This window comes from Pseudonocardia sp. ICBG162, from assembly GCF_020496225.1.
Lineage (GTDB): Bacteria > Actinomycetota > Actinomycetes > Mycobacteriales > Pseudonocardiaceae > Pseudonocardia > Pseudonocardia alni.
This window is the reverse complement of record NZ_JAHLJD010000013.1, coordinates 1,669,177-1,693,975: the sequence shown is the minus strand read 5'-3', so window position 1 is coordinate 1,693,975 and position 24,799 is coordinate 1,669,177. Positions and strand designations below refer to the sequence as shown.

13 protein-coding genes are annotated in these 24,799 nt (G+C 78.1%); 8 read left to right on the top strand and 5 right to left on the bottom strand.

Annotated elements, in window-relative coordinates; genetic code table 11:
* Window positions 1-35: 35 nt before the first annotated feature.
* Complete coding sequence (locus KPL60_RS10850) at window positions 36-1,064, bottom strand: saccharopine dehydrogenase NADP-binding domain-containing protein (protein ID WP_226364489.1); 1,029 nt, start codon at window positions 1,062-1,064, stop codon at window positions 36-38.
* On the bottom strand, window positions 1,064-3,016 hold the full coding sequence (locus KPL60_RS10845) for a phosphopantetheine-binding protein (protein WP_226364490.1): 1,953 nt from the start codon (window positions 3,014-3,016) through the stop codon (window positions 1,064-1,066). Before KPL60_RS10845 ends, KPL60_RS10850 begins: the two co-directional genes overlap by 1 nt.
* A 131-nt stretch (window positions 3,017-3,147) precedes the next feature.
* Between KPL60_RS10845 and KPL60_RS10840 the strand changes: the two genes are divergently transcribed.
* The 7 genes from KPL60_RS10840 (at window position 3,148) to KPL60_RS10810 (ending at window position 21,371) form a co-directional block, all read left to right on the top strand.
* Window positions 3,148-7,170, top strand: coding sequence for a non-ribosomal peptide synthetase (locus KPL60_RS10840; RefSeq protein WP_226365727.1), 4,023 nt, complete (start codon window positions 3,148-3,150; stop codon window positions 7,168-7,170).
* Window positions 7,167-13,517 (top strand): type I polyketide synthase, encoded by a 6,351-nt coding sequence (locus KPL60_RS10835; protein ID WP_226365726.1) that lies wholly within the window; start codon window positions 7,167-7,169, stop codon window positions 13,515-13,517. Before KPL60_RS10840 ends, KPL60_RS10835 begins: the two co-directional genes overlap by 4 nt.
* The gene (locus KPL60_RS10830; protein ID WP_226365725.1) at window positions 13,514-15,016 is read left to right on the top strand and encodes an ABC transporter substrate-binding protein; all 1,503 of its coding nucleotides are present in this window, start codon (window positions 13,514-13,516) and stop codon (window positions 15,014-15,016) included. Before KPL60_RS10835 ends, KPL60_RS10830 begins: the two co-directional genes overlap by 4 nt.
* Window positions 15,013-15,957, top strand: a complete 945-nt coding sequence (locus KPL60_RS10825; protein WP_226356131.1) for an ABC transporter permease subunit — start codon at window positions 15,013-15,015, stop codon at window positions 15,955-15,957. The genes KPL60_RS10830 and KPL60_RS10825 overlap by 4 nt, the downstream gene beginning before the upstream one ends.
* 8 nt (window positions 15,958-15,965) lie before the next feature.
* Complete coding sequence (locus tag KPL60_RS10820) at window positions 15,966-18,179, top strand: ATP-binding cassette domain-containing protein (RefSeq protein WP_226365724.1); 2,214 nt, start codon at window positions 15,966-15,968, stop codon at window positions 18,177-18,179.
* Window positions 18,110-20,356: a class I SAM-dependent methyltransferase gene (locus KPL60_RS10815; protein WP_226365723.1), complete on the top strand. Its 2,247-nt coding sequence runs from the start codon at window positions 18,110-18,112 to the stop codon at window positions 20,354-20,356. The genes KPL60_RS10820 and KPL60_RS10815 overlap by 70 nt, the downstream gene beginning before the upstream one ends.
* A 148-nt stretch (window positions 20,357-20,504) precedes the next feature.
* Window positions 20,505-21,371, top strand: coding sequence for a sugar phosphate isomerase/epimerase (locus tag KPL60_RS10810; protein WP_226365722.1), 867 nt, complete (start codon window positions 20,505-20,507; stop codon window positions 21,369-21,371).
* Between the two features lie 218 nt (window positions 21,372-21,589).
* Here the strand turns inward: KPL60_RS10810 and KPL60_RS10805 are convergent, their stop codons facing one another.
* From KPL60_RS10805 to KPL60_RS10795, 3 genes are all read right to left on the bottom strand, one after another.
* Window positions 21,590-21,754 (bottom strand): RGCVC family protein, encoded by a 165-nt coding sequence (locus KPL60_RS10805; RefSeq protein ID WP_226356134.1) that lies wholly within the window; start codon window positions 21,752-21,754, stop codon window positions 21,590-21,592.
* A 48-nt stretch (window positions 21,755-21,802) separates the two neighbouring features.
* Window positions 21,803-22,861, bottom strand: coding sequence for an acyl-CoA desaturase (locus KPL60_RS10800; protein WP_226365721.1), 1,059 nt, complete (start codon window positions 22,859-22,861; stop codon window positions 21,803-21,805).
* A gap of 222 nt (window positions 22,862-23,083) precedes the next feature.
* Window positions 23,084-23,662: a TetR family transcriptional regulator gene (locus KPL60_RS10795; RefSeq protein WP_226365720.1), complete on the bottom strand. Its 579-nt coding sequence runs from the start codon at window positions 23,660-23,662 to the stop codon at window positions 23,084-23,086.
* A gap of 92 nt (window positions 23,663-23,754) precedes the next feature.
* On the opposite strand from KPL60_RS10795, the gene KPL60_RS10790 reads away from it, so the two are divergent.
* A complete protein-coding gene (locus KPL60_RS10790; RefSeq protein ID WP_226365719.1) occupies window positions 23,755-24,795 on the top strand; it encodes an NAD(P)-dependent alcohol dehydrogenase in 1,041 nt (346 codons plus the stop codon).
* Window positions 24,796-24,799 lie beyond the last annotated feature (4 nt).

Sequence of the window (24,799 nt, the reverse complement as noted above, 5' to 3'; positions counted from 1 at the left end):
CCGGGTGCCCCGGGCGCCGGCCCGGGGCACCCGGGTCAGTACCGCAGCTCGTCCACCGAGGGGTCGGCGGACAGCCGGGCGGCCGTCGTCACCGGGTCGAGCACCTCGGCGGCCCGGCCGACCCCGGGCGGGACCCGGCCCGCCAGCACGTCGGTGACGGCGAGCGCGGTGAACGCGCCGGTCAGGGCGAGCGAGTCGGTGGACCGCAGCAGCACGCGGCGGGCGCCGTCGGCGTAGCGCGCCGAGGCGAGCAGCGTGATGGCGACGCCGTGCGCGGCCACGTCGGCGTCGGCGGCGGCGATGACGGCGTCGACGTGCGCCAGCGGGTCGCCCGACGCCCAGGCCGACGCGAGGGTGTCCGGCAGCCCCGGCCCCGGGAACACCGAGTAGGCCCGCAGCTGCGCCGCACCGGTGTCCGCGGCCAGGCGCTGCGCCTCGGCGGTGAGCAGCGGCACGGCGTGCACCGGACCGTCGAAGCCCGGCAGCGACACCGCGGGCTGCACCGCCAGCGCGGCCTCGACGGGTCCGCCGTCGCGCCACAGCGCCCGGGGCAGCCCGTAACGGGGCGGGACCGACAGCAGCACGTCCGCCGCCGCGGCCGGGGTCAGCCGGTCGGCGCCACCGGCGTAGAGGGCCAGCCGCCGGGCCCCCGGCGGGAGCAGACGCGGCAGGAGCCCCGACAGTCCGGGCACCACCCCCGTACCCAGCACGACCGAGCGGTCGCCGGTCGGGAACGGGTCCAGGTCGCCGGCCGGGTCGACGAGGTGGGCCCCCGCGGCGAGCGCCGCCGCCAGCACGGCCGGGGTGAGCCGCAGCGACGGTCCCGCGCACTGCACGACGACGGCCGCGCCGGCGCAGAACCCGGCCAGGGCGTCGGCGTCGCCCGCGTCGACGCGCACGGCCTCGGCCCCGAGCTCGGCCGCCGGTGCGGCGAGCGCGGCCGCGTCGCGGGCCCCGAGCCGCAGCCGCACCCGGCCCGTCGCGGCCAGCCGTCGCGCCGCGGCCCGCCCGGTCGCCCCCGAGGCGCCCAGCACGGCGACCAGCGGACGGGGGGCCCCGGCCATCAGGACGCCCGTCCGGCCGCCGCGACCCCGGCGACCGTCGGGTCGGCGAGGAAGGCCCGTACCGGCACCGGGTGGTCCAGCTCGGCGGCGAGGCGGGCCAGCACCCGGATCGCGAGCAGCGAGTCGCCGCCCGCGGTGAAGAAGTGCACGGTGCGGTCCAGCACCGGGATCTCCAGGAAGTCCTCGAACACCTCGGCCACCGCCTGCTCCGCGCCGTCCGCGGGCGGGCCGGGAGCGTGCGTGCGACCGGTCCCGGGCAGCGCGCCGATGCGCAGCCCCTCCCCGGGGACGGGGTCGAGGGCCTCGGGCAGCTCCGGCACGGCGTCCCAGCCGGGTCCGTCGGCCAGCGCCGTCGCGAGCTCGACCAGCTCGGCGAACGCGGCCGTCACCTCGTCGTCGACGAACAGCTCCGCGACCAGGGAGAACACCAGGACGAGCTGCTCGTCGATCTCGAAGCAGCGGGTCTCCAGCGCCACCTGCGGGGTGCGCAGGTGGTGGGTGTAGTCCCCGGCGCGCACCCGGCCCAGCGGCCCGGCCTCGCTCGGCAGCGGGCTGCCCATCGCGGCGTCCATCCCGATCGTGGACTGGAACACCACCGGTGCCACCGGGCGGTGGGTGCCGCGCCGGCGCCCGACCTCCCGGGCCACCTCGACGCCCGGGACGAGCGTGTGCGCGGCGTGCTCGGCGAAGGTCCGCTGCACGGACCGGGCCAGCTCGGCGAACGACGCCCCGGTCTCCGGGACGACCGGCAGCAGCATGGTGGTGGCGAAGCCGCCGATCATGCGGTGCACGTCGGGGTGCAGCGGCAGGCGTCCGGTCTGCAGCGAGTTGAGCAGCATCCGCCGGTGTCCCGACCAGCGGGCCAGCACGACGGAGAACGCCGTGAGCAGCGCCGTCGCCGGGGTGACCCGCTGGTCGCGGCAGGCCGCGCGCAGCGCCGCCCAGCGGGCCGGGTCGAGCCGGAACTCGCGGTGCTGCATGACGGTCGGGGTGACCTCCTGCGGGTCGACGACCAGCGGCAGCGCGGGCGGGGCGGGCAGCGCGTCGATCCGCTCCCACCACCAGTCGCGGTCGGCGGTCCGGCCGCGGGTGCCGCGCAGCGCCCCGACCGCCTCGACGTAGTCGCCGGGGTCGATCTCCAGGGGGTCGAGCACCGCGTTCCAGTCCTGGGCGAGTGCCAGCAGCTCGTGGGTGAGCACGCCGGCCGACCAGCCGTCGAAGAGCAGCAGGCTGAACGCGCCGTGCAGCAGACCGGCGTCGCCGGGCAGCAGCGTCAGCCGGATGTCCAGGCCGGGGCCGGACACCGGGTCGGGCCCGCTGACGTTCATCAGGTCCCGCAGCGCGGCGAGCCGGGCGTCGATCTCCTCCGGTGCGGCGTCGCGCAGGTCCAGCACGGTCGGGGCCGGCAGCGCCCCCGGCGCGCCGGTGGGCAGCACGTACTGGCGGCCGTCGGCGTCGACCCGGGCGCGCAGGCCGGGCTGGCGCCGGGCCAGCCGCTCCAGGGCGTCGGTGAGGGCCTCCGCCGCCTCGTCGCCGTCGATGGCGTCGAGGGGGTAGTCGACGTAGTAGTGCGCCGAGGCGTAGGACAGCTCCCAGCCGTCCTGCTGGCCGACGAAGTAGCCCTGCTGCAGCGGCAGCAGCGCGAACGGGGCGTGCGGGTCGGCGCGACGGCGGGTGATCGCGGGCAGTGACCCGGCCGACGGATTGCTCACCCGATCGGTGACGAGTGCGGCGATCTCGCCGACGGTCGTGTCCACCCGGACCTCGGCCAGGCCGAGCGCGACGCCGAGGCGCTGCCGGATCAGCGCCGACATGCGCACCGCCAGCACCGAGTCACCGCCCAGGACGAGGAAGCCCACGTCGTCGGGGATCTCGGCGGGTGGCAGGTCGAGCAGTTCGGACCAGACGGTCGTGATCTCGGCGGTGTGGTCGGCGGTCGGTGGGGCGGTCATACCGGAGACCGTAGACGATATTGACAATCAGACTCAATAAGGCGAGAGTCGCTGCGGCGCCGAGCTCGTCACCCACCCGTGTCACGCGTGCGCCACCGCCCCGAACTCCCGTACCCGGAAGGGACAACCGCATGACGGTCCGGCTCGACGACGTCCTCGCCTGCCTCGCGGAGGTGCTGGACCGGCCCGACCAGCTCCCACCGGACGTGCCGCTGACCGAGCTGGGCCTCGACTCCTTCACCGCCGTACGGCTGCGCCGGCGGCTGCGCGAGGAGACCGGGCTCAGCCTGCCGCTGCCGGACTTCCTCGGTGGCGCGACCGCACGCACGGTGGTCGGGACGGCCGCCGGCGAGCCCGCTCCCGCGGCGGACCCGCCGACCGCCGGGACCGCCGCACCGGCGTCGCCGCCGGACGGCACCCCGTTCCCGCTGACCGCCGTGCAGAGCGCCTACCTGGTCGGCCGGGACCCGGCGTTCCCGCTCGGCGGGGTCGCGACGTTCTGGTACCAGGAGTTCGACCGGGTTCCCGACGGCGACCCGTACGCCGACCTCGACCGCCTCGCGGCCGCCTGGGACGTCCTCGTGCGCCGGCACCCGATGCTGCGGATGGTCGTCGGCGACGACGGCCGCCAGCGCGTGCTCCCCGAGGTCCCCGCGACGCGGATCGCCACGGCCGACCTGCGCACCGACCCCGACCCCGACGCCCGGCTGGGCGCGCTGCGCGAGGAGTGCTCGCACCAGGTGCGCGAGCCGGGGACGTGGCCGCTGCACGACCTGCGGGCCGCGCTGCTCCCGGACGGGCGCACCCGCCTGCACATCGGCATCGACGTGCTCGCGCTCGACCTCACGAGCTGGATGGTGCTGATGCGGGAGTGGGGCGAGGTCGTCGCCGACCCGGACGTCGCGCTTCCGCCGCTGCCGACGACCTTCGCGGCCCTCACCGCGCGGACGACAACCGATCCCGCCGAGCGGGCGCGCCGCGACCGCGACCGCGCCTACTGGGCGGACCGCGCACCGCTGCCCGCCGGACCCGCCCTGCCGTGGACGGGGCTGCCGTGGACCGACCCGCCCGGCGACCCGGCACCCCGGATGACCCGGCACACCGCCGTCCTCGACACCGACGCGTGGAGCCGGCTGCGCGCCGCCGCGGCCCGGCACGGGCTCAGCCCGACCGGCGCGCTGCTCGCCGCGTTCGCGTTCGTGCTCCACCGCTTCGGCGCCGAGGAGCCCTTCGCCCTCAACACCACCCTGTTCGACCGCGACGACGTCGCCGCCGGTGACGACACCCCGGGCCTGGACCGGGTGGTCGGCGACTTCACCAGCACCGTGCTGGTCGCCGTCGAGCCGCCGGACCTGCGCGCCTGGGACGGCTTCGCCGGGTTCGCCGAGCGCGTCAACCGGCGGTTCTGGGCCGACCTGGAGCACCGCTCGGTGCCCGGGGTCGAGGTCACCGCGGGCACCGCCGGGCCGCGCGACCCGCGCACCGGGCTGCCCGCCCCCGCGCACCCGGTGGTGTTCACCAGCGGACTGGGGCTCACCGGGGACGGCCCGGCGGCCACGGACTGGCTGGGGGAGGAGGTCTTCGGGATCTCCCAGACCCCGCAGGTGCTGCTCGACCACATCGTCCACGACGCGGGCGGCGTGCTCCGGGTGCACTGGGACCTGCGGGCGGACACCCTGCCCGCCGGGTTCGTGCCCGGGCTGCGCGACGCCCACCGCACGCTGCTGCGCCGGCTCGCCGACGAGCCCGGCGCCTGGACCGACCCCACCCTGGGGCACGACCCGTCGACGGCCGCGGCCGGGCCGGTCGGACCGAACCCGTTCACCGCGTACGGCCCGCTCCTCGACGACCCCTGGCGCGCCGCGGTCCGGCCGGGCCGCCCGGCGCTGCTCGACGCCCGCGGCTGCGTCGCCGCCGACGTGCTCGCCGCCCGCGCGGACCGCACCGGCGCCGCGCTCGCCGGCCTCGGTGCCGGGCCGGGCGAGCTGGTCGCGGTCTGTGTGGACAAGGGGACCGCGCAGGTCACCGCCCTGCTCGGGGTCCTCGCGAGCGGCGCGGGCTACGTCCCGGTCGAGCCGTCGTGGCCCGCCGCACGGATCGCCTCGGTCTGCGCCCGCTCCGGCCTGCGGCACGCACTCGTCGCGCCGGGGGACACCACCGCATGGCCCGACGGGGTGCGCACCCACGTCCTCGACGCCGACGGGGTCCTCGACGGCGACGCCGCAACCCCGCGCCGTCCCGACCCGGGCGACCTCGCCTACGCGATCTTCACCTCCGGGTCGACCGGCACCCCGAAGGGCGTCGGGATCGCCCACCGCGCGGCCCGCACCACCCTCGACGACCTCGAGGCCCGCTACCCGCTGCGCGCGGACGACCGGGTGCTCGCGCTGTCGGCGTACAGCTTCGACCTGTCGGTCTACGACGTGTTCTCGGTGCTCGGCGCCGGCGGCGGGGTCGTGCTGCCCGACGCCGACCGGCAGCGGGACCCCGGCCACTGGCTGGACCTCATGGCGGCCCACCGCGTGACCGTGTGGAACACCGCGCCCGCGCTGCTGGAGATGCTCGTCGAGTACGCCGAGATCGAGCCCGACGCGACGCGGCGCGCGCTGGCGTCGCTGCGCCAGGTCTTCCTGTCCGCCGACTGGATCCCGGTGACCCTGCCCGACCGGCTGCGCGCACTCGCCCCGCAGGCACGGGTGGTCGGTCTCGGCGGCGCCACCGAGGCGTCGATCTGGTCGATCTCCTACCCGGTCGACGAGGTCGACCCGGCCTGGCCGAGCATCCCCTACGGCCGCGCACTGGGCGGCCAGAGCTTCCACGTCCTCGACCCCGACGACGGCAGGCCCTGCCCGGTGGGCCGGCCCGGGGAGCTGTTCATCGGCGGCGACGGGCTCGCCGAGGGCTACGTCGGCGACCCCGACCAGACCGCGGCCCGCTTCGCCGTGCACCCGACCACCGGCACCCGCGTCTACCGGACCGGTGACCTCGGACGGTGGCGCCCGGACGGCACCATCGAGTTCCTCGGCCGCACCGACCGGCAGGTGAAGATCCGCGGTCACCGGATCGAGCTGGGGGAGCTGGAGGCGACCCTGGACCGGCTGCCCGCGGTCCGCCACGCCGTCGCCCAGGCGGTCCGCGGCCCGGACGACCGGCCCCGGCTCGTCGCGTTCGTGGTGCCCGCGGACCCGGCGACCCCGCCCGGCGACGGCGAGCTGGCCGCCGCGCTGCGCGCGGCGCTGCCGCCGTACATGGTGCCCAACCGCTTCGTCGTGCTGGCGGAGCTGCCGATCACCGCCAACGGCAAGGTCGACCACGGGGCCCTGCCGAACCCGTTCGCGGCCCGGTCCGGGCCGGCCGCCCCGGTGCCCCCGGCCGCTCCGGTGCCCCCGGCCGCGGCGGCCACCCCCGCCACCCCCGTCACCGGGGTGCCGGCCCCCGCGCCCGCGGTCGCGTCGACCGGGGCGGAACCGGCCGTGGTCACCGCGGCGGGCGGTCGGGCGCACGCGGCCCCCGGATGGCCCGTGATCCCGCCGCAGGGCATCGAGCTGCGGCTGACCGTCGGGTGCGACGGCATCGGTCCCGTCGACGCGCTCGCCGTCGCCGCGCCGTGGGTCCAGTGGCTGCGCGCCGAGCTCCACACCCACGGCGCGACCGTCGCCGAACGGACACCCGCCGAGGGGCTCGTCGAGCTCGTGGTGACGGCCCCGGCCCTGTCCACCGCCCCGACCCCGGCGACCCCGACCCCGACGCCGGCGACCCCGGCCGCGCCTCCCGCACCGGCCTCCCCGCCCGCGGCCACGGGAGCCCCGGACCCGCTCGTCGAGCGGACCGTCGCGCGGGTGTTCAGCGACCTGCTCGGCGGACCGGTCGAGGTGGGCACCCCGTTCTTCCAGCTCGGTGCGTCCTCGCTGACCCTGGTCCTGGCCCACCGGAGGCTGGTCGAGCTGGACCCGCAGCTCACCGTCGTCGACCTGTTCGCCCACCCCACCGTCCGCGACCTCGCCCGGCACCTCACCGCGACCCCGACCCCGACGGCGCCGACCGGGGCCGGCGCAGCCCCACCGGTGCCGGACCCACCGGCCCCGGAGCCCGGCGGCGGCCGCGCCGCCGGACGCCGCGCCGCCCGCGCCCGCGCCGTGGCGGTGGCCGGATGAGCGACACGCACGAGCCCGTCGCCGTCGTCGGCATGGCGTGCCGGTTCTCCGGGGCCGACGACCTCGACGCCTTCTGGCAGCTGCTCGTCGACGGCCGCGAGGGCCTCACCCGGGTCGACCCGGGCGGGGTGCCGCGCGCCCTGCGCGAGCGGCCCGGCTACGTCCCCGTCGCCGGGATCCTCACCGACCAGGACCGCTTCGACCCGGCCCCGTTCGGGCTGACCGGTGCCGAGGCCGACCTGCTCGACCCCCAGCAGCGCCTGTTCCTCCAGACCGCCTGGCACGCCCTGGACCACGCCGGGCACGGCGGCGCCCGGGACGCCGGAGCGGTCGGGGTGTTCGCCGGGTCGATGCAGTCGAGCTACCTGGCCTCCAACCTCGCCGACCGGTGGGACCCCACCGGCGCGGGCCCGGACCCGCTCGGGAGCCTCGCCACCGCCATGGCGACCCAGCCGGACTACCTGCCGTTGCAGACGGCCTTCCGGCTCGGACTGTCCGGGCCGGCCGTGGCGGTGTCGACGAGCTGCTCGACCTCGCTGGTCGCGGTGCACCTGGCCGTGCAGTCGCTGCTGAGCGGGGAGTCCGACACCGCGCTCGCCGGTGGGGTGTCGCTGATCGTGCCGCAGGGCCGCGGCTACGTGCACGTGCCCGGCGGGATCTTCTCCGCCGACGGGCACGTGCGGCCCTTCGGCGCCGCGGGCAGCGGGATCGTCTACACCCAGGGCGTCGGCGTCGTGGTGCTGCGCAGGCTGTCCGACGCGCTCGCCTCCGGCGACGTGGTCCACGCCGTCGTGCACGGCACCGCGGTCAACAACGACGGCGCCGACAAGGCCGGGTTCACCGCCCCGTCGGTACGCGGCCAGGCCCGGGTCGTCGCCGAGGCGCTCGCCGTCGCCGGGCTCGGCCCCGCCGACATCGGACTGGTCGAGGCGCACGGCACCGCGACACCGCTCGGCGACCCGGTCGAGGTCACCGCGCTGCGCCGGGTGCTCGGCGACGCCGGTGAGCCGTGCGCGCTCGGCTCGGTGAAGGGCAACATCGGCCACACCAACTCCGCGGCGGGCGTCGCGTCGCTGATCAAGGCCGTGCTGGCGGTGGCGCACCGGAGGGTCCCCGCCACGCTGCACGCGGAACCGGCGAACCCGGCGCTGCGCCTGGACGGATCCCGGTTCCGGCTCCCCGCGGTCTCCGCGCCGTGGACCGGACCCGTGCACGCCGGTGTCAGCTCGTTCGGCATCGGCGGCACCAACGCCCACGTCGTCCTCGGTCCGGCCCCGCAGCGGGCCTCGGCCGCCGACGACTCCCGGCCGCAGCTGCTGTGCGTGTCCGCCGCAACCGCCGAGGCCGCCCGGGCGACCGCCGCGCGGGTGGCCGCCGTCCTGACCCCGGGCACGTCCGGGGTGGGGGCCGCCGACGCCGCGCACACCCTCGCCCGCGGGCGGCTCGCGCTGCCCCACCGGGTCACCGCCGTCGGGCCCGCCGCGCTGGCCGCGGCCGCACCGGTCCACGCCGGCACCCCCCGCCTGGTGTTCGCCCTCCCCGGCGCCGGCAGCCCCCGGCCGGGGATGGCGGCCGGGCTGCACCGCGACGAACCGGTCTTCGCCGCCGCGTTCGACGAGGTCGCCGTGCTGCTCGCCCCGCACCTGGGTGCCGACGTCACCGACGCGCTGGACCCGGACGGGCCCGCCGACCGGGTCGCCGACCCCGCGTTCGGGCTGCCCGCGCTGTTCGCGGTGTCGGTCGGTGCGGCCCGGCTGCTGCAGAGCTGGGGTGCCCACCCGGACGCGCTGGTCGGGCACAGCCTCGGCGAGTGCGTCGCCGCCACCGTCGGCGGCGCGCTCGCGCTGCCCGACGCCGCCCGGCTCGTCGCGGCCCGCTGCCTCGCCGCGTCCCGCGCCGCGGGCGGCGGAGCGATGCTCGCGGTCGGCCTGTCCGAGGACGCGCTCGTGGCCCGGCTGCCCCGTGCACTGGACCTCGCCGTGGTCAACGGCCCGTCGGCGTGCGTGGTGTCCGGCCCCGCCGCGGACGTGGCCGCGTTCGCCGCCGACCTCGCCGCCGACGGCGTCGCCCACGCCCCGCTCGCCGTGGCCGCCGCCATGCACTCCCGGGCGATGGACGCCGAGCAGGCCGGACTGGAGGCCGCGCTCGCCGGACTGGCCGGCACCGCGCCGCGGATCCCGGTCGCGAGCACCGTCACCGGCCGGCTCGCGGGTGCCGAGCTGGGCACCGCACGGCACTGGGCCGAGCAGCTGCGCCGCCCGGTGCGGTTCGCCGACGCCCTGGCGGCCGCCGTCGGGGAGGGGCCCGCCGTCGTCGTCGAGGTGGGGCCGGGCACCGCGCTGTCCCGGCTCGCCGCCGGGGCGGCGGGGGTCGTCGCGACCGTGCCGCTGCTCGACGCCGGGCCGGGCGACACCGGGCCGGACGACACCGCCGCGGCCCGCGCCGCGCTGGGACGGCTGTGGGCACACGGCGTCCCGGTCGACCCGGGCGCCCCGGCCGGGTCCGGACGCCACCGCGTCGTGTTGCCCGGCTACGCCTTCACCCGGTCCCGGCACTGGATCGACCCGCCCGAGCCGGCCACCGGCACCGCCCCCGACGAACCGCTGCAGATCCTCACCTGGGAGCCGGTCGCCCCGGTGACCGGCCGGCCGGACGGCGGATGGACCGTGCTCGGGGACGGCCCGCTCGCCGACACCCTGCGGGAGCGGCTCATCCCCGGCCCGGACGTCATCGTCGTCGGCCCGGACCCGGGCGCCGATCCCGCGACGGCCGTGGCCGGGTTCGGGGCCCGCGCCGCCGACCTGTCCGACGACGACGCGCCGCGGCTGCTGCTGGTGACCCGCGGCGGCGCCCGGATCGCCGCCGACGGCCCGGCCGACCCCGCCGCGGCCGCACTGCGCGCGCTGCCGCGGGTGCTCGGGCAGGAACGGCCCGGCCTGGTCTGGGCCACCACCGACCTCGGCGCGCAGCCCGACCCCGACACCGGACCGGGGTCCGGGACCGACCGGGAGGCCGGGCTCGTCCTGGCCGAGGCCGCCGCCCTGGCCGCCGGTGGCACCGGTGCGGTGACCGCCTGGCGCGGCGGCACCCGCTGGCGGCTCGCCCTGCGCGGCTGGGACGCCGAACCGGACCCCACGGCCGCCCCCGCACCGGGGACGGCGGTCGTCCTCGGCGGCGCGGGCGCGGTCGGGCAGGTCGTCGCCCGCCGCCTCGCCGCGGCCGGGCACCGCGTGGTCGTCACCTCCCGCACCGGGCGGGACGGCAGCCGCGCCGTCGACGCCACCGACCCCGCCGCGACGACGGCCCTGCTCACCGAGCTGGCCGGCGACGGGCCGCTGTCGGTCGTCGTCCACGCGGCCGGGGTGCTCGCCGGTGCCGAGCTGGACCCGCTCCGCGAGCTCGACGCCGGCCGGGTCCGCGCCCACCTCGACGCCAAGCTCGGCGGGGCACTGGCCCTGCACCGGGCGGTCACGGCGCTGCCCGCCGACCGGCGCCCGTCCCGCGTGCTGCTGATGTCCTCGGTCGCGACGCTGCTCGGCGGCGTCGGCACCGGGGCCTACGCCGCGGCCAACGCCGCGCTGGCCGCCGTCGCCGGGCCGGGATGGCAGGCCGTGCACTGGGACGGCTGGAGCGTCGGGACGGGCGCGACCGCGTCGGCCGCGCTCGACGCGACCACCGGCGGCGACGCGCTCGACCGGGTAGTCGCCCTGCCCGCCGTCGACGAGCTGGCGGTGACCGCCTCGCCCCTGGCTCCCCGGATCGCCGCGGCCGGTCGGCCCCGGGCCGCGTCCGCACCCACGGGCCCCGCCCTCGACGGGGTCGAGGGGGAGGTCGCGGCCCTGTGGGGCGAGCTGTTCGGCACCCCGGTCACCGACCCACAGGACGACTTCTTCGCCCTCGGCGGGCACTCGCTGCTCGCGACGCGGATGCTCGCGGCCCTGCACGACCGCCACGGCGTCGCGCTCGCCCTGCGCGACCTGCTCGCCGCCCCCACCGTCGCCGGGCTGGCGGCCCTGCTGACCGGGGGAGCGGCCGCCCCCGCGGCCCCCGGCCCGGTCGCGGCGGAGCCGGACGGTGTCGCCGCCGACGGGACGTTCCCGATGACCCGGGTCCAGCACGCCTACCGGGTCGGCCGCGACGGCGGCTACGACGACGGCGGCGTGCCCTGCTACTTCTACCTGGAGTACGACGCGGACGGGCTCGACCTGCCCCGGCTGGAGGCCGCCTGGAACGTCGTCGTCGCCCGGCACCCCATGCTGCGCGCGGTCGCCACCGCCGACGGCCGCTTCCGCGTCCTCGACGACGTCCCGCACTACCGGATCCGCGTGCACGACCTCACCGGCGCCGACCCCGAGCGGCGGGAGTCGCGGCTCGCGTCGCTGCGCGAGCGGATCTCGACCCGGCCCGGCCCGCCGGACCGCTGGCCCCTGGTGACGATCCAGGCGGCCCTGCTCCCCGCGGGCCGGGTACGGGTCCTGATCGGCGTCGACGTGCTGGTGTGCGACGCCGCGTCCTGGTGGATCGTGGAGGACGAGTGGCGGGCCGCCTACGCCGACGCCGCCGACCCGCAGGCGCCGCCGTCGCTGCCCCCGCCGCCGGGTACCCACCCGGCGGCGTGCACCGCCGCGCTGGCCGCGCGCACCGCCGGGCCGGAGGGCCGTGCCGCCGCGGACTGGTGGCGTGGACGGCCGGTCCCCGGCCCGCCCGCGCTCCCGGTCCGGACACCGGCGTCACCGGGCGGACGGCCGCCGCGGTTCCGCCGCCGGGTCCACCGGATCGCCCCGGCGGACCATGCGGCGCTGCGCGCGCAGGCCGCCCGCCACCGCGTCACCCCGACCGCGGTGCTGCTCACCGCGTTCACCGACGTGCTCGCCGAGTGGGCGGGTGCGGGCGGGTTCGGCGTGCTCCTCACGCTCTTCGACCGCCCGCCGGGCACCGCGGGCGTCGTCGGGGACTTCACCTCGCTGGTCCTGCACAGCACGCCGGAGACCCCGCACCCGGTGTTCGCCGAGCGCGCCGCCGCCACCCAGGCCCGGCTGTTCGACGAGCTCGACCACCGCGCGGCCTCCGCGCTCGACGTGCTGGCCGAACGCTCCGCCCGCACCGGCGCGGTGCACCGGGTGCCCGTGGTGTTCACCAGCGCGCTCGGCCTCGACGACGACCGGTCCCTGGAGTGGATCGGCGAGCAGGTCGCCGCGCTGTCCTCCACCCCGCAGGTGTGGCTGGACCACCAGGTCGTCGAGGTCGCGGGCGAGCTGCGGCTGCAGTGGGACGGCCCCGAGGGCGTCCTGCCCGACGACGAGCTGGACGCCGTCACCGCCCGGCACGCCGAGCGGGTACGCCTGCTGGCCACCGACCCGGCGGCCTGGGGACCGGCCGCCGACCCCGACCCGGCGGCCCCGGCCCCTTCCCAGGCTCCGGTGGCTCCGGCGACGGTGCGTGCGGACGTGGCGGACGCGGTGATCCCGCTGCGCGGCGGGGACGACCCGGACCGGCCCGCGCTCGTGCTCGTCCACCCCTCCGGCGGGGACGTGCTCTGCTACGTCGAGCTGTCCCGGATGATCGACCGCCGGTTCGACGTGCTCGCCGTCGCCGACCCGCACCTGTCGCTCCCGGCGCCGCACGCCGACGCGCCGGAGACGGTGCCCGCCCTCGCGGCCGCCCACCTGGCCGCGCTGCGCGCCGCCGGACGGCGCGGGCCGTGGCTGCTGGGCGGCTGGTCGATGGGCGGCACGCTCGCCCAGGAGATGGCCGTCCAGCTGACGGCGGCGGGGGAGTCCGTCCCGCTCCTGGTCATGGTCGACTCCAACGACCCGGCGCACATCCGGCCGGTCCCCGGCACCGGGGCCGAGCTCGACCGCGCCGTCGCCGTCCGGCACCTGCGGGCGCTGGAGGCCTTCCTCGGGGCGGACCTCGACGCCGACGGCCTCACCGGCCCCGGCGCCCCGCCCGACCTCGTCGCGGCCGTCGCGGACCGGCTGCGCGACCACGGCCTGCTGGGCCGGGCCGAACCGGACGCGGCCGTCGTCGGGCGGCTCGCGGTGACGGCCCGGCACCTGCGGGCGCTGGCCGCCCACCGGGCGCAGCGACTCGACGCCACCGGCACCGCGACCGTCCTGGTCCGCGCCGACCGGCGGGCGCCCCGCAACTCCGGCATCGGCATGGGCGTCGACGACACCCCACCCGCCGCCGGGCCCGACCTCGGCTGGTCGGCGCACCTCGCCGGCCCGCTGCACACCGTCGGCGTCGACGCCCACCACTACGGCGTGCTGCACCGGCCCGCCCTCCCCGACGTCGGCGCCGCGATCGACGCGGCGCTGCTCGCACTCCTGGAACGGATCGCATGAGACGACTGCTCACCGCGGGCCTGCTGGCCTGCGCCGTCCTCGCCGGCTGCGCGGCCCCGGCACCCACCCCCGCCGGTCCGGCGGACACGATCCGCTACGTGGCACCCGGCTCCGGCGGGGCGGCCGTGGACGACCCGCACGGGATGCTGCCCGCCGAGAGCGACATCGTGCGGATGGCACTGACCTACGACGTGCTCACCGTCCCCGGCGACGACGGCTCCCCGCAGCCCCGGCTGGCGACGTCGTGGACCCCGGACCCCACCCTGACCCGCTGGACCGTCCGCCTGCGCGACGACGCCGTGTTCACGACCGGCGCGAAGGTCCGGGCCGCGGACGCGCTGTTCTCGCTGCGGCGGATGGCGTCGAAGTCGGCGGAGAACTTCGGCCGGACGGCGATGTTCGACCTCGCCGCGTCGCGCGCCACCGACGACACCACCCTCACGCTGGTCACCCGCGCGCCCTACGCCGAGGTCGGGACCGCGTTGATGGGCGCCACCTTCGTGGTGCCCGAGGGCAGCACCGACTTCACCTCCGGCCTCGTCCCGGGCTCCGGACCGTTCCGGCCGGTCCGCTCCGACGCCCAGACCACCGTGTTCGAACGCAACGACGCCTGGTGGGGGCCGCGCCCGCCGAGCCGGGTGATCGAGGTCCGGGCGCTGGCCGACCCGCAGGCCCGCGCCCAGGCCGTGCTGTCCGGAGAGGCCGACCTCGCCGGCAGCGTCCCGCCCACGGCCGCCGACCAGGGGGCCGCCGCCGGGCTGACGGTCGTCCGCAAGCCCGGCGCGACGATGTACCCGCTGGTCATGCGCACCGACACCGCGCCCTTCTCCGACCCCCGGGTCCGCGAGGCGATCCGGCTCGGCGTCGACCGGCGCCAGCTGCTCGACGCCGTGTTCGGCGGCAAGGGCCAGCTGGGCAACGACCTGATCACCCCCACCGACCCGAGCAGCCCGCGCGACCTCCCGCAGATCGAGCGCGACGTGCCCCGCGCCCGCGCGCTGATGGCGCAGGCCGGGCTGGTCGGCGGCGTCGACGTCACGCTGCACACCACCACCGCCTACCCGGGCATGGACACCGCGGCGACCCTGCTGTCCCAGCAGCTCGCCGAGATCGGGGTGCGGGCACGCATCGAGGTCGGCCCGCCGGACACCTACTTCAGCACCGTCTACGGCGCCGAGCCGTTCTACGTCAGCTTCCTCGGCGGCATCCCCTTCCTCGACGTCGTGCGGGTGGCGCTGACCCCCGGCTCGCCGACCAACGAGACCGCCTGGGCGGACCCGTCGTGGAACGCCCAGCTCGCCACCGCGCTGGCCGAGCCGGACACCGAGCGGCGCCGCGCCGGGCTCGGTGCCCTGCAGACCCGCCTGCGCGACGAGGGCGGCTACCTCGTGTGGGGCGTCGGTGACCGGCTCGACCTCGCCGCGCCCGGGGTGACCGGGGTGTCCCCGGCGATCGGGTTCGGCGCCGGTTTCCTCGACCGGGTGCACCGCGACCGATGACCGACGTCCGACCCGGCCGGGCGCCGGACCGCAGGCGGGCGGTGACCCGTGCGGCGGCCCGCGCCGTCCTTCGGGCCGCCGGGCTGCTCGCCGGGTCCGCGGTGGTGGTCTCCGCCGCCACCGCGGTCCTGCCCGCCGACGCCGTGACGGTCCGGGCGGGCGGCCGGGTCGACCCGGCCGCGCTCGCGGAGCTGCGCGCCGCGGCGGGCCTGGACCGGCCGTGGCCCGCCCGGTTCCTGACCTGGGGCGCCGGCCTGCTCACCGGGGACCCCGGACGGTCGCTGGTCAGCGGCCGTCCGGTCGCCGACCTCGTCGCCGGACGGGCCGGGACCACCGCCGTGCTGGTGGTCGCGGCCCTGGTCGTGGCCGTGCCGCTCGCCGCGCTGCTCGCCCGCCGGCGCGGCGCCGCCGTCGCCGCGGTCGGCTCCGCGGTGCCCCCGGTCGTGGTCGCGGTCGGGCTCGCGACGCTGCTGTCCGGCGTCCTGGGCTGGGTCCCGCCGGTGTCGCTGCTGCCGCCCGGTGAGCCCGCATGGGCCCGGCCCGACCTGCTCGTCCTGCCCGTCCTCGCGCTCGCGCTGCCGTCGGGCGCGTTCGCCGCGGGCCAGCTGCGCGGGGTCGTCGAGGACGTCGCAGCCCGGCCGTTCGTGCGCGACGCCGTGCTGCGCGGGGTCCCCGCGCCGGTCGTGGCCCTGCGCTACGCGGGCCCCTTCGTCGCGGCCCCCGCCCTGCGCGTGCTCGCGGTGACCGCGGGCTCGCTGGTCGCGGGCAGCACCGTCGTCGAGACGCTGTTCGGGGTCGCCGGGCTCGGGGAGCTGCTCGTGGGCGCCGTCGCCACCCGTGACCTGCCGGTGGTCTCGGCGGTGGCGCTGCTCGCCGCGTCCGTGGTGGTCGCGGGGATGCTGGTCGCCGACCTCGTCGCCGCCGCGGTGGGCCGCCCGTGAGGCGCGCCGTGCTCCTGCCCGGAGGGTTGCTGCTCGGCCTGCTGGTCGCGCTGCCCGTCGCGGGTCCGCTCGCCGGTGGCGACCCGCTGCGGGTCGTCGCCGCGCCGTGGTCCCCGCCGCGGCCCGGCCTGCCGTGGGGCGCCGACGTCCTGGGCCGCGACGTGCTCGCCCGGGTGCTCGACGGCGGCACCGGACCGGTCACGACGGCGGTGGCCGCCGCCCTGCTCGCCACGGCGATCGGCACCGCGGGAGGGCTGTGGGTGGGGTGGACCGGCGGGCGCCGCGCGCGCGCCGTCACCGCGCTGAGCGACCTGCTGGTCGCGGTGCCGCTGCTGCTGCTCGTCCTGGTCGCCGCGGTGACGCTGCCCGGGCCGGCCGCGGTGGTCGTCGGCACCGTCGTCGGCGGCGCGCCGCTCACCGTCCGGGTCGTCGCCGACGCCACCGCCCGGGCCCGCACCGCGGGCCACGTCGAGGCCGCACTCGTCCACGGCGAACGCCCGGTCGCGGTGCTGGTCCGCGAGGTGCTGCCCGCGCACGCACCCCTGGTGGCCGCCGACCTCGCCGGCCGCGCCGTGCTCGCGCTGCAGCTGGCCGCGGCCACCTCGGTGCTCGGGTTCGGCCCGCCGCCGCCGGCCCCGGACTGGGCGGTGATGCTGCGGGAGAACCTGCCCGGGCTGACGGTGAACCCGGCCGCGGTGCTCGCCCCGGCCGTCGCGCTCGGTGCCGTCGCGACGGTGCTGGCCGTGGTGTCGCTGCGGCTCGTGCCCGCACACGCCGGTACGACGCGGGTCCCCGGCGGCCCGGTGCCGCCCGGCCCCGGGCTCACCGTGCGCGGGCTGCGCGTCCTCGACCCCGACGGGCGCGTCGTCCTCGACGGCCCCGACCTCGACGCGCACCCCGGGGAGGTCGTCGCCGTCGTCGGCTCGTCGGGGAGCGGCAAGACCACGCTGCTGCACGCGGTCCTGGGCACCCTGCCGGGGGGACTGCGCGCCGTCTCGGGCGGTGTCGGCTGGGACGGCGTTGCGCTGCCCCGGAGGCGCGCCTGGCGACGACGCACACTCGGGCTGCTGGGGCAGGACCCGGCGCTGCACCCGCTGCGCGACGCCCGGGCCCAGCTGCCCGTCCCCGACCCGGACGCGGCGCTGCGTGCGGTCGGCCTCGACCCGGCGGCCGTCGGGGGGCTGCGGCCCGACCGGCTCTCCGGGGGCCAGGCCCGCCGGGTCGCGCTCGCCAGGGCGCTGGCCGGCGACCCCGCCCTGCTCGTGCTCGACGAGCCCACCGCGGGCCTCGACCCCGCCGCGACCGCCGTCGTCGTCGCGCTGCTGCGCGCCCGCGGCGGCGTCACCCTCGTCGTCACCCACGACCCGGCCGTCGCCACGGTCGCCGACCGGGTCGTGCGGGTGGGCGCCCCCGCGCCGCCGTCGTCCCCGGCCGGTCCGCCGCCGTCCGGGGCCGGAACACCGCCGTCTCCCACCGCGGCGCCGGTCCTCGACGCGCGGCACGTCACCACGGCCGTCCCCGGCGCCGCCGCGGACGTGGACGTGCCCGTGCGGCCCGGCGGGCTGACCGTGGTCACCGGGCCGTCCGGCTGCGGCAAGACCACCCTGCTCCGGGCACTGGCCGGGGTGCGGCCGGTCACCGGGGGCACCCTCGCACTGGCCGGTGCCGCCACACCGTGGCCGGTACGCGGCCGCACCCCGGGCGTCGTCGCGCTGGTCGGGCAGCACCCCGTCCACGAGCTCAACCCGGCCCGCACCGCGGGGGCCGCCGTCGCCCGCCCGCTGCGCCGGCTCCACGGCCTGTCCGCCGCCGGCGCCCGCGCCGAGGCGGTCCGGCTGCTGGGCGACCTCGGCCTGCCGCCCGAGGTCGCCGGACGGCGGCCCGCGGCACTGTCGGGCGGGCAGCGGCAACGGGTCGCGCTGGCCCGGGCGCTGGCCGTGCGCCCCGCGGTACTGCTCGCCGACGAGCCCACCTCCGCACTGGACGCGGCGACCACGGCCGCCGTCCTGGACCTGCTCGACGCCGCCCGCGCCGACGGCCTCGCCGTGCTCGCCACCACCCACGACCGCGCGCTCGCCGAGCGCGCCGACCACGTCGTCGACCTCACCCCCACCCACCCCGACCCCGCCACAGGACCGAGAGGAACCGCCCGGTGCGCACCGAACCCACCGCCGACCCGACCCACCCCTGGATCGCGCGCATCACCCGGGGCGAGGACCTGACCCGGGTCGTCGTCGACCCGGACGCGCTCGTCCCGCCGGACGGCGCCCTCGTCGTCGAGCACCGCGAGCACTGGACCGAGGTCTACGACTGGACCTACTCCGACCCGTCGCCGCTGGCCGGCTGGCGGGCCTCGGGGACCGGCGCGCCGCTGCCCGCCGCGCACATGGGGGAGTGGGCCGACCGCACGGCCGAGCTCGTGCTCGCCGCGCGCCCGCGCCGGGTGCTGGAGCTGGGCTGCGGCACGGGGATGCTGCTGGAGCGGATCGCCCCGCACGTCGACGCCTACGTCGGCACCGACATCGCGGGCGACGTCGTCGACCGGCACCGCGCCACCGCCGCGCCCGGGGTGAGGGTCGTGCGGGCCGCCGCGCACGAGGCCCGCTCGGCCGCCGTGCGGGAGGCGCTCGGCGGGCGGGCACCGGACTGCGTGGTGATCAACTCGGTGACGCAGTGCTTCCCCGACCTCGCCTACCTGACCGAGGTGCTCCGCACCGCGACCGCGGTCGTCGCGGCCGGGGGGACGGTCGTCGTCGGCGACGTGCGGCACGCGGGCCTGCACCTGCGGCACTGGCGGGAGACCGTCACCGCCACCGAGCCCGACCTCGACGACGACACCCTGGCGCGCACCGTCGCCGACCGCGCCGCGGCGGACCGCGAGCTGCTGGTCGACCCGGCCGCCCTCGCCACCGCGGCCCTCGCGGGCGGGCGCCGGATCGCCGTCGCCGTGCACGCCAAGACCCTCACCGACGACACCGAGCTGTCGCGCCACCGGTTCGACGCCGTCCTGCACGTCGACGCGGGCCCCGATCCGGTCCCGGAGGTCCTGGACTGGACCGGCGACCCGCTGGCCGGGACGGAGCCGGTCGTGATCCGCGGCATCCCCAACGCGCTGCTGCGTCCCGGCCCGCACGCGGTCACCGCGGCCCGGCTGCGCACCGACCTCGCCGGTCACGACGCCGCCGTCCTGCTCGACCCGGACGACCCCGAGCTGCTGGCGGTCGCCCGGCCCGCCGCCGCGGCCGCCCGACCCGCCGCCGGGCTGGCCGGCCCGGGCCGGGCCCACGAGCCGTTCCCCGCGTTCGTGCGGAGCCGGGTCGGGCCGCTCGCGCGGCGTCTCACCGGTACCGACGCGACGGCCCTGCTGCCCGTCGTCGGGTCGGACGACATCGCCGCGGCCGACGCCGCGGGCCGGGCCGCGCTGCCCGGCGGCGCACCGGCCGGCGACGCGGGCCCCGCCGACGCGGTCGCCCGGCTCGACGCCGTCGCGCTGCGTGCCATGGCCTCGGTGCTCGACGCGGGTGACCCGGAGGTCGCCCCGCGGCACGCGTGGCTGGTGCGGCGGTGGCGGGCCGAGCTCGCCGCGCACGGCGACCCCGGACCGCAGCCGGACGGCGCGCTGCACGCGGCCTGCACCGACCTGGGCTACCCGCCCGCGATGGTCGAGTTCTTCGCCGCCGCCATGGCCCACCTGCCCGAGCTGCTGCGCGACGAGGTGCCGCTGCAGGCGCTGCTGTTCCCCGACGGCGAGATCGCCACCGCCCTGGCGAGCTACCAGGACAACACGATCAACACCTACCTCAACGGAGCGCTGGCCCACCTCGCCGCGAGCACCGCACGGACCCGGGCGGAGCCGCTGCGCGTCCTGGAGCTGGGCGGCGGCGTCGGCGGCAGCACCCGCGCCGTCCTCGACGGCCTGGGGGAGACGCCGGTCGACTACCTGTTCACCGACGTCTCCCGGTTCTTCCTCGACCTGGCCGCGACCCGGTTCCCCGGGGTGCGGACCGCGCTGCTCGACGTCACCACCGACCTGGCCGCCCACGACGGCCGCCACGACCTCGTCGTCGCGGCGAACGTCCTGCACAACGCCGTCGACGTCCGCGCGACGCTCGCCGCCGTCCGCGGGGTGCTGGCCCCCGGCGGGGTGCTCGCCCTGGTCGAGTCGACCCGCGAGCACCTCCCGGCGCTGGTGTCGATGCAGTTCCTCATGTCCGCGCGTCCGGGCGCGGCCGCCGCCGGCAGCGGGGACCTGCGCGCCGGCACCGACCGGATCTTCCTGACCGAGCGGCAGTGGTGGGCCGAGCTCGCCGCCGCCGGTCTGCGGCCGGTCGCGGCGCTGCCCCACGGCACGGACGACCTGCGGGTGCTGGGGCAGCAGCTGCTCCTGGCGACGCCGTGAGCCCGCCGCCCGGCCCGGCGTGCCGGGCGGCGGACGACGCGGAGCGGGACGGGGGCTGGACATCGGGTCCGACGGCGCGTTGCCTGGGGCACGGTCGTCCTCCGGCGCACGCCCGCGCGCCGGCACGGGTACCGGGGAAGGTGGGCCCGTGTTCGGCGAACCCCTGATGGCGACGTGCTGGACCTCGGCGGGCGACGCCGCGTCCGACCGGGCGGACCTGCGCAGCCCGGTGCCCCTGCGGACCCGGGTCGAGGCGGCCGCCGCGGCGCGGTTCCGCGGGTTCGGCCTGCTGTCGGCCGACCTGCCGGCGGCGATGCGCGCCCACGGCGGGTTCGACGGGGTCCGCGCGCTGTTCGAGGAGAACGGCATCACCCACGTCGAGCTGGAGGACGTCCCGGCCTGGTGGTCCGACGACGGGCCGCAGCGGGAGACCGCGGACGCGGTCCGCGACCTGCTGCTGGCCGCCGCGCCGGCGCTGGGAGCCCGCCACATCAAGGTCACCCCGGACGGGACGGGCGCACCCTGGGACCCGGCGCGGTGGGCGGCGCGGTTCGGTGACCTCGCGGCCCGGGCCGCGGACAGCGGTGTCCGGCTGGGCATCGAGTTCTTCCCCTGGTCGAACATCGCGACGCTGGCCGACGGTCTCCGGCTGGTCGAGGCGGCCGGCCACGACAACGCCGGGGTGATCATCGACGTCTGGCACACCGAGCGCGGCGGGACACCGGTCGCCGACCTCGCCGCCGTGCCGGTCGAGCGGATCATCGGGGTCGAGCTGAACGACGCCGACCGCACGGTGGTCGGCACGCTGTTCGAGGACACCGTGCACCGCCGGCGGTACTGCGGCGACGGCGACTTCGACCTCACCGGTGCGATCGCGTCGCTGCGCCGGGCCGGGTGGCGGGGACCGTGGGGCGTGGAGATCCTCTCCGACGAGCACCGTGCCCTCGACGTCGCGACGGCCTGCCGGAGGGCGTTCGACACCGCCGACGCGGTCCTGACCGCGGCGGCGGGCTGACCCCGGGCGGCGCCCCGGCGCGCGGTGATCCGCTCGGCGCGCGCTGGTCCGCCTGACACGCGGTGATCCACCCGGCGCGCGCTGGTCCGCCCGGCGCGCGCTGATCCGCCCGGCGCGCACGTCCGGACACACGCGCCGAGCGGATCACCGCGCGTCCGGCCGGGGGCGGCCCACCCCGCTGCGCGCGAGCAGCGCGACGACGTGGATCCGGCGGGCCGTCAGCTCTTGGCGCAGACGCACCCCTGCGAGGACCCGCCCGCGATCTTCGCCGAGCAGAACCTCCGGTCGATGGCGTCGTGGTCCGCCCAGCGGTGCGGGCAGACCGGGCAGAGGTCGTCCGGGTCGGTGTCGTCGGTGTCGGGTGCGGGCTGCCGGTCGTCCATGGTGGTGGTGCTCCTTCGGGGGTCGCCCCGAGCGGACCCGGGGACGGGTCAGGGGGCCGGTGGCCCGGTGGGGCGGCGTAGCGGGGCGCCGACCGCGTGCAGGTGACGCAGGACCTCGGCGTAGGAACGCAGGGGCCCGGTCCGGGTGTAGGGCAGGCCGTGGGCGGTGCAGAACGCCTGCACCACCGGTTGGGCGCGACGCAGGTGCGGGCGCGGCATCCGCGGGAACAGGTGGTGCTCGACCTGGTAGTTCAGGCCGCCCATCGCGAGGTCGAGCACCCGGCCGCCGAGCACGTTGCGCGAGGTCAGCACCTGCTTGTGCAGGTGGTCCAGCCGCTGCCCCGCCGGGATGACGGGCATGCCCTTGTGGTTCGGCGCGAACGCCAGCCCCATGTACACGCCCCACAGCCCCTGGTGGACGACGACGAAGACGACCGCCTGCAGCGGGTCGAGCACCCAGAACACCGCACCGAGGTAGCCGACGGCATGGGCGACGAGCAGCGCCCCCTCCAGCCACGGGCGCGGGACCTCGCGGCGCAGCACGCTCCGGACGGCGGTGACGTGCAGGCTCCACCCCTCCAGGAACAGCAGCGGCAGGAACAGGTACGCCTGGTGGCCGATCATCCACCGGACCGGTCCGCGAGCGGCGGCGGCCTGCTCGGGGCTGAAGGCGAGCACCGGGATGTCGATGTCCGGGTCGTCGTCGGCGTGGTTGGGGTGGGCGTGGTGGGCGGTGTGCTGGGTGACCCAGGTGCCGTAGCTCAGCCCGACCAGCCCGCCGTGCAGGTAGCCGACGACGTCGTTGACGCGCCGGCCGGCGAAGATCTGACGGTGGCCCGCGTCGTGGCCGATGAAGGCCAGCTGCGTGGTCACGACCGCGAAGAACACTGCGAGCAGCAGCTGCCACCAGGACGGGCCGAGCCACACGAACACGGTGAGGCCGCCGGCGAGCAGGACCCCGTTCGCCGCGAACAGGAGCAGGTAGGCCCGGCGGGCCTGCTGCAGCAGACCCGCCCCGGACACCAGGGCGGCCAGCTCGCCGAACCCGCCCGCCGTCGTCGGACGGGTACCGCGGGTGGACGGGACGGTGGGTGGGGGCGTCGTCATGCGTGCTCTCCGGTCGACCCTCGGGACACGGGACGAGCGGTCCTCACGACCGCACGGCTCACGCGTCGGAACGAGCCGCCGGGGACAGCGACACGCGACCCGGGCCTGTGCGGGAACGGTCGGAACCGCACCACGGGACGGCACGGTCACGCCTCCGTAATGTGGCACACGGGTCGCCGGGCTGCACACCCGCGCTCGGTCGCGGCCCGGGCGGGAGCTTCCTCAGGAGCCGGGTCGGAAGGCGCGGCGGGCCGCCGCCGACAGGGCCGCCCTGCGGCGCTCGTGCACCGCGGCGGCGTCGGCCGGGTCGGCGGTGATCGTCGGGGAGGCGGGGGACCAGGCCAGCGACAGGCCGATGACCAGGGGGGAGACGTCCCGCGCGTCGAGATCGGGGTCGACCAGGCCGTCGGCCTGGGCCGCGCGCACCGCGTCGATCTTGGCCTCGACGTCGTCGGCGACCACCGTCATCAGGTCACCGGTGGGGGTGCGTTCCAGGCGTGCCCAGATCGCCAGCCGCACGACCTCCGGGCGCCGGACGTAGGCGTCGTAGAGGCGGGCGACGTACCCCGGCAGGTCGCGGGGCTCGAACGGGACCATCTCCAGGATCAGCGCGAGGTGCTCGGCGAACACCGCGTCGAACAGCCCGTCCTTGGAGGAGAACCAGGCGTAGATCTGGGCCTTGTTCGCCCCGGCGGCGGTCGCGATCCGGTCCACCCGCGCCCCCGCGATGCCGTGGGTGGAGAACTCGGCGGCCGCGGCGTCGAGCAGACGGCGGCGGGTGGCGGATCCGTCCCGGGGCACGTCGCCACCATAACCAACCGTTCAGTTGCGATCCAGCCGGCGGGGTCGTAGCGTCGTTCGTAACCAACTGGTTTGTCACGAAAGGCGTCGTCATGATCGAGACCACCGGAATCGCCGTGCACCGCCCCGGGAGTGCCCCGGAGCGCTGGACCTTCGAGCGGCGCGACCCGCTGCCCGGCGACGTCGTGGTGCGGGTGACCCACTGTGGCGTCTGCGCCACCGACCTGCACGCCCTGCGGGGCGCCGACCCGTCGGCGTTCCCGCTGGTGGCGGGACACGAGATGACCGGAGTCGTCGAGGCCGTCGGGACGGCGGTGACCGACCTCGCGCCGGGGGACCGGGTCGCCGTCGGCAACATCGTCGGGTCCTGCGGACGGTGTCCCGCCTGCCGCGCGGGCCGGGAGAACGACTGCGCGGAGTTCCCGACGCTCACCTACGGCGGTCCCGACCCGCACCTCGGCGGCACCACCCGCGGCGGGTTCTCCTCGCACATCGTCGTCGACCGGCACTTCGTTCACGCCCTGCCCGACGGGCTCGACCCGGCCGCCGCCGCGCCGCTGCTGTGCGCGGGGGTCACCACGTTCGCGCCGCTGCGCCGCTTCGGCGCCGGCCCCGGGACGACGGTCGGGGTCGTCGGCATCGGCGGGCTCGGCCACCTGGCGGTGAAGTACGCCACCGCCCTCGGCGCGCGGGTCGTCGCCTTCACGACCAGTGCCGGAAAGCGCGACGCCGCCCTGGCCCTCGGCGCCGACGACGTCGTGCTCACCCGCGACCCCGATGCGATGGCGGCCGCGTTCCGCACCGTCGACCTGCTGCTGGACACCACCGGCGTCGCCCTCGACCTGGACCCCTACCTGCGGACGCTGACCGTCGACGGCACCTACGTGCTGGTCGGCATCCCGCCGGAGCCGCTCACGGTCGACCCGCTGAGCCTCGTGGTGGGGGAGAAGCGGATCGCCGGCACCGGGTCGGGCGGGGTGCCGGTCACCCGCGAGATGCTCGACTTCTCCGCCGAGCACGGCATCGTCGCCGACGTCGAGGTGGTCGGCCCGGACCAGTTCACCGAGGCGCTGGACCGGCTCGCCCGCGGGGACGTGCGGTTCCGCTTCGTCGTCGACGTCACCGGGCTCTGACCGG